This window comes from Sutterella sp. (assembly GCF_052272535.1).
Lineage (GTDB): Bacteria > Pseudomonadota > Gammaproteobacteria > Burkholderiales > Burkholderiaceae_F > Sutterella.
On the sequence record NZ_DAVZJY010000162.1, the window covers coordinates 1 to 5,661 of the forward strand.

The 5,661-nt window shown below is 63.9% G+C and carries 6 protein-coding genes; 4 read left to right on the forward strand and 2 right to left on the reverse strand.

From position 1 onward, the window contains the following. The 4 genes from ACT6Y9_RS08235 to ACT6Y9_RS08250 all read left to right on the forward strand — a co-directional run. Nucleotides 1-198, forward strand: a 198-nt coding sequence (locus ACT6Y9_RS08235) for a hypothetical protein (protein ID WP_443744185.1), incomplete at its 5' end; no start/stop codon positions are given. Further along, a complete protein-coding gene (earP, locus tag ACT6Y9_RS08240) occupies nt 195-1,334 on the forward strand; it encodes an elongation factor P maturation arginine rhamnosyltransferase EarP (RefSeq protein ID WP_443744186.1) in 1,140 nt (379 codons plus the stop codon). The genes ACT6Y9_RS08235 and earP, both read left to right, overlap by 4 nt. 158 nt (nt 1,335-1,492) lie before the next feature. Beyond that, nucleotides 1,493-2,050 (forward strand): elongation factor P, encoded by a 558-nt coding sequence (efp, locus tag ACT6Y9_RS08245; protein WP_295477777.1) that lies wholly within the window; start codon nt 1,493-1,495, stop codon nt 2,048-2,050. Nucleotides 2,051-2,203: 153 nt separating this feature from the next. Beyond that, nucleotides 2,204-2,620 carry a deoxycytidylate deaminase gene (locus tag ACT6Y9_RS08250; RefSeq protein WP_295477774.1) on the forward strand — a complete coding sequence of 139 codons (417 nt, stop codon included), beginning with the start codon at nt 2,204-2,206 and terminating at the stop codon, nt 2,618-2,620. A gap of 251 nt (nt 2,621-2,871) precedes the next feature. On the opposite strand, the gene ACT6Y9_RS08255 is transcribed toward ACT6Y9_RS08250, so the two are convergent. After that, a complete protein-coding gene (locus tag ACT6Y9_RS08255) occupies nt 2,872-4,449 on the reverse strand; it encodes a carboxylesterase/lipase family protein (RefSeq protein WP_443744187.1) in 1,578 nt (525 codons plus the stop codon). 98 nt (nt 4,450-4,547) lie between these two features. Beyond that, nucleotides 4,548-5,408: an alpha/beta hydrolase gene (locus ACT6Y9_RS08260; protein ID WP_443744188.1), complete on the reverse strand. Its 861-nt coding sequence runs from the start codon at nt 5,406-5,408 to the stop codon at nt 4,548-4,550. Nucleotides 5,409-5,661: the final 253 nt, after the last annotated feature.

Here is a 5,661-nt window from a genome sequence, read left to right on the forward strand (position 1 = left end):
GGCGCCGCCGCCGTCGAGCTCGATCCCGCCGCCGGCCGACCGCAGCTCCCGCGCCGGTGGTTCTTCCCGTCGGGCAACGCGGACCGCTTCAGCGCGGCCCGATTTGCGGACCTCCGCTGCCGCGGCGGGCGCTGCCTCATCGCGGGGCTCCTCGACGAGGAGCGCCGCCCGATTTCACCCACGACCACCACGCCATGACCGAACTGCGCACCGACTTCCCCACCTGCGACCTCTTCTGCCGCGTGATCGACAACTTCGGCGACGCGGGCGTCTGCTGGCGCCTCGCGCGGCGCCTGCTCGCCCTCGGCGTCGGCCGCATCCGCTTCATCACCGACCACCCGGAGGTGCTCGCGCTTCTCGCGCCCGACGCGGCTGAAGTCGCCGAAGTCGTCCCCTGGGACGAGTTCGAAAGGCGCGCGGCCGAACCGGACTTCGAACCCGCCGGCCTCGTGATCGAGACCTTCGGCTGCCGGCTCCCCGACGCCTACGACGAGGCGCTCGCGAAGAAGCGCGCGACGGCCCTTGCCGCCGGCCGCCGGCCGCCCTTCTACTTCAACCTCGACTACCTCTCGGCGGAGGACTGGGTCGAGGAGAGCCACGACGTGATCGGTCTCCATCCGCGCCTCGACCTCCCGAAGCTCTGGTTCTTCCCGGGCTTCACGTCCCGCACGGGCGGCCTCGTGATCGAGGACGACTACGAAGAGAAGCGCCGCGCCGGCATCGCGCGCCGCGGCGAATTCCTCGCCTCCCTCGGTCTCGAGGCGGAGCGCTTCACCACGTTCGTCTTCTGCTACCCGACGAACGCCCTCGAGGTGCTCGCACAGGGGCTTGCGCTCACCGAGCGCCCGAGAAACATCCTCCTCGCTCCGGGCGCGGCGGGCGACGTCGTTGAAGCGCGCCTCCGTGCGCTTGACCCCGATGGGCGGCGCGTGCGCACGGTGCGCACGCCCTTCCTCCCGCAGACGGAGTTCGACCAGCTGCTCTGGTCGAGCGACGCCGTCGTGATCCGCGGCGAAGACAGCTTCGTGCGCGCGCAGCTCTCGGGCACCCCGCTCCTCTGGTCCACCTACCCGACCGAAGACCATGCGCACCGCGTGAAGCTCGACGCCTGGCTCGAGCGCTTCACGAAGCGCTTCGACGACGCCGGCGCCGCCGGCCGGTACCGCCGCACGGCCGACGACTGGCTCGAAGGGACGCTCCCGCCCGAGGCGCTCTCCGCCTTCCTTGAGGACGCCCTGCTCTGGCGTCAGGCCTTTGAATCCTGGCGCATTGAACTCCTCCAAAACGGTGATCTCGGACGCCGGATGCTCGAGCGCGCTGCTCGAGGTCTCTGAAAATTTCAAAAATTTCGGAAGCTTGCGGGCGCACTAGCCGTCCGCCCTCGAGATTTGATACAATACCCCGCTTAAATGATTTTTTGTCCTTGCGCACTCTCGAGCAGGAAGCGTCGAGGACTCGCTCGCAAACTCTGCATTAGAGGAACATTTCCCAAATGAAAACCGCACAGGAACTGCGCGTCGGCAATGTCTTCATGGTCGGCAAGGATCCCATGGTCGTTGTGAAGGCTGAATACTCCAAGGGCGGCCGCGGCGCCTCCACCGTCAAGATGAAGATGAAGAATCTTCTGACGAACGCCACGACGGAAACCGTCTTCCGCGCTGACGACAAGTTCGAAGACCTCGTGCTCGACCGCAAGGAAGTCAACTACTCCTACTTCGCTGATCCGCACTACGTGTGGATGGACGGCGAGTACAACCAGTACGAAGTCGACGCCGACGTGATGGCCGAAGCCCTCAAGTATCTCGAGGACAACATGCCCGCCGAATGCGTCTTCTACGACGGCCGTCCCATCTCGATCGAACTCCCGACGATCCTCGTCCGCGAAGTCGTCTACACCGAGCCCGCCGTCAAGGGCGACACCTCCGGCAAGGTCATGAAGCCCGCCAAGCTCGCCACCGGCTATGAGCTCCAGGTTCCGGCCTTCGTCAACACCGGCGACAAGATCGAAATCGACACCCGTACGGGTGAGTACCGCAACCGCGTCAAGTAATCGACGCCGGTTCTGGAAGCGGGCGGGAGACCGCCCGTTCTCCGCGGAGAAAAGGACCCGACGGCGCGAGCCGGCCGGGTCTTTTTTTCGCTCCCCCTGCGCGCTTCACCGAAGCAGTGCAGGACGAACGGCATTTGATGACAGGGGACTTCCATGGACATCGTCAAGGACAACGCCATGTACATGCGCATCGCCCACATAGCGGCGGAGCGCAGCTATGCGAAGCGGCTCAAGGTGGGCTGCGTCATCGTCAAGAACCACTCGATCATCTCGTTCGGCTGGAACGGCATGCCGACGGGGTACGACAACTGCTGCGAGATGGAGGTGGACGGCAAGCTCGTCACCCGTCCGGAAGTGCAGCACGCGGAGCTCAACGCCATCGCGAAGCTCGCCGAAAACGGCTACTCCTCAAAGGGCGCGGCGATCTTCATCACGCACAGTCCCTGCATCCACTGCGCACTCCTCATCCAGAAGTGCGGCATCTCGCAGGTCTTCTACCACGAGCTCTACCGCAGCCGCGAGGGTCTCGAGTTCCTCGAGCGTGCAGGGATTGAGGTGACGCAGCTTTAAGGGAGGCTTCGTGCATACGTGTGGGCAAATGAGCTCCTGAGAAGCCTCTTCTCCAAAGCCTGGCCCGAGCACCAACGAGCGCGAGCTGACTCAGCAACCCACGAACCAGACGAATGGGCTAAAAACGAAGAACGGGCCTTGCGGCGGTGAGGAAGAAAGAAAAGAGGCGTGCTCCGGGAAGGACGCGCGCCTCTTGACGGGCGGATCAGCAAGCGAAGCCGTCCGGAGGACGGCTTCGTCATGAGAATCGATCAGCGGTCGCCGCGGTCGAGCACGACGGGAACCGAGTGCCAGAAACTGCAGTGGTGCAGGTCTGCAAAGTACGAGGCGGGGACGGTCTGGCTCTTGCCGTTGAGTCGAAGTGCCATCATGGCGCCTTCGCCTTCAAAAGGCTTCCAGACAGGGAGGCCTTCGCCGTTCGGGTTCTGGTGCTTGACGAAGTTGCCCCAGTAGGCGCGCATCTGACGTGCAAGCGCACGCTGCTCGTCCGTCATGCGGACGGAGCGCGGCAGGTACTGGCCCGCATCCGGAAAGAGATAGGTGAGCTCGGCCGCGTGGCTCGCGGCATTGTCGTAGCCTTTGTGGCGGCTCGGAGACGTTGGCACGGTGGAGTCTTCGAAAGTGTAGATCCAGGGCGCCGAGGCGCCGGTTTTGGCCATTGCTTCGGCGAGCGTCAGGTTGGTGCAGCCGCCCAGGCCGCGCATGCCGCTGTCGGTGATGAAGTCGCCGATCGTGTATTCAAGCGCGTATTGGCCTTCGTGCTTCTTCGGATCGTAGATCTTCAGAGCTTCGACGGCGTTCTGTTCGCCCACGAGCTTGACGACCCAGGCCTTGTAGTCGGGATACTTCCAGCCTACATAGGCGGCGCCGGCGGAGCGGCCCTCCTCCTTGTTGGAGCCGGAGAGCACCGGAACCTTGATCCAGTTGCCTTTGGCGATTTCGCTCACGGCGCTCGTTTCGGAAACGGGATTCCAGCCTCCGACCGCGGCGCTGGCGACGGCCAGCTTGTCGGTCGGGAGCTTTCTCAGGCAGGCCAGCGGATCAGCTTCGCCGGCGCAACCAGTAAGCATGAGGAACTTGTCGGAGCGCTCCTTGGCCTGCTTGGGCGAGTCGACGTCGTGAATGCAGTCCTCGCTCTGAAGAACGACGCCCGCCACGAGGCCCTTCGACTTCGGATCAACGAGGATTCGGCAGGCGTTGGTCGAGCCCGCGGATTCGGTTACTAGCGTGACCTTGTCGGGATTGCCGCCGAAGGCCGCGGCGTTGCGCTTCACCCATGCAAGCGCGGCCTGCGTGTCGGTGATGCCGAAGTTGCCGGCGGACGAATCCATGCCGGGAAGATTCAAAAAGCCGAAGGCGCCGAGACGGTACTGGACCGTCATGACGATGATGCCGTTTTCGGCGGCGAGGCGCGCGCCGTCATGCTCGCTGGCGTTGCCGCCCGTATTGCCGCCGCCATGTGCATAAACGGCGACCGGGAGATTGGCGTCGGCCGCGGTGCCGGCGGGCCTGTAGATGTTCACGTAGAGGCAGTCTTCGCTGCCCTGGCCCTTCTGCTTGCAGGGCTGCGGAGCGGTGTCGGCCTGACGGATGCCCCGCCACGCGGCGGCGGGCTTGGCGGAAGCCCAGCGGTTCTGGCCGACCGGGGCGGCCGCGTAGGGGACGCCGAGGAAGACGTCCACTCGGGCGTCCGTGCCCGGGACGGTTTTCACGAAGCCCGTGAGGTCGCCGGATTCAACACGGACGACATCGGCCTGAGCGGCCGCGGCCACGGAGCAGGCGCCCGCGAGGACGAGCGCTGTGACGAGAGGAGTGCGTTGGAAAAGCATGGCTGTTCTCCTTTTAGCAAAACAGCTTTTGTTGGCTTGATGACATTGCGGGCGGGAATTCTGGTCCGACCCGCCCGCAATGGGTTGTGCGCGGCTTGTTATTTGATCTTCTTCAGCCACATGGAGAGATCGGTGCGGAAGTTGTCGCCGTCCGGGAAGTCGGCGGAGGATTTGGCGCCCCAGCCGTGGTTGCCCGATTCATATACGTGAAGCGTGACGGGACGGGCGTTTTCGATCATGGCGCGTGCGTAGCGCATGGAGCCGAGGCTGCCGGCATATTCATCCCCGGCGGACACGGCGAGGAAGGCGGGCGGCGTCGTGAGCGAAACATGCTTGTAGGCCGAGAACGTCGTGTCGTACTTCACGGAGCGGGCAGGCCCGATGAGATTGTTGCGGCAGGAGCTCTTGGGCTGGGATTCCTCCTGCATCATCGTGATGTTCGGATAGACGAGAACCGAGAAGTCGGGGCAGGCGGCGCCCTTGCAGGAGACGCTCGACATGGCGGCCAGGTGCCCGCCGGCACTCGCACCCATCACGCCGACGGTGTGCAGGTTGTACTTGCCGAAGAGCGAGCGAACGGTTTCAACAGCCTTGTTGGCATCTGCGAGTGGCACTTCCGGGTTGCCCTTCGGAAGACGATACTTGAGCACGAACGTCGTGAAGCCCTGGGAGTGGAAGAACGGAACGAAGCTCTTTTCAATGGTGCTCATCGACAGATTGCCGTAGCCGCCGCCCGGAATGACGATGACGGCCTTGCCGTTGGGATTGGCCGGAGCCGAGACCTCAAGGCGGGCGCGCGTGACGTTGAAGATGGAACCCTGGGCGTTCGTTTCCTCGGCGGCCGTGATGGTGCTCTTGTTGGGAGCGCCTTCGGGCCAGAGTTCGATGACGTCGGCCGCCTGAGCGGAGCAGGCCACCGCTGCGAGGACGGCGGCGGTCATGTGAGCGATTTTGTGCATTGCGTTTCTCCTTTTCAGGGCACTGCCATAAATCTAATACGGCTTCCGTGAGGTGAAGAACCTCATCGACTTGGTGATGCTCGTCTGCTCGAACCTGAGGATTCCTCTTGGACATCGAGAGGGCAGAGATGGCAAGAAGCGCTCAGAACATTTGAAACGGTATTCCCCCAGGGCTACCCACAACTATGCCTGAAGAGCCGTTTTATCCGATGCCGGAGGGAAGGATCGTCTCCCTTGTCCGGGCGTCGAAGGC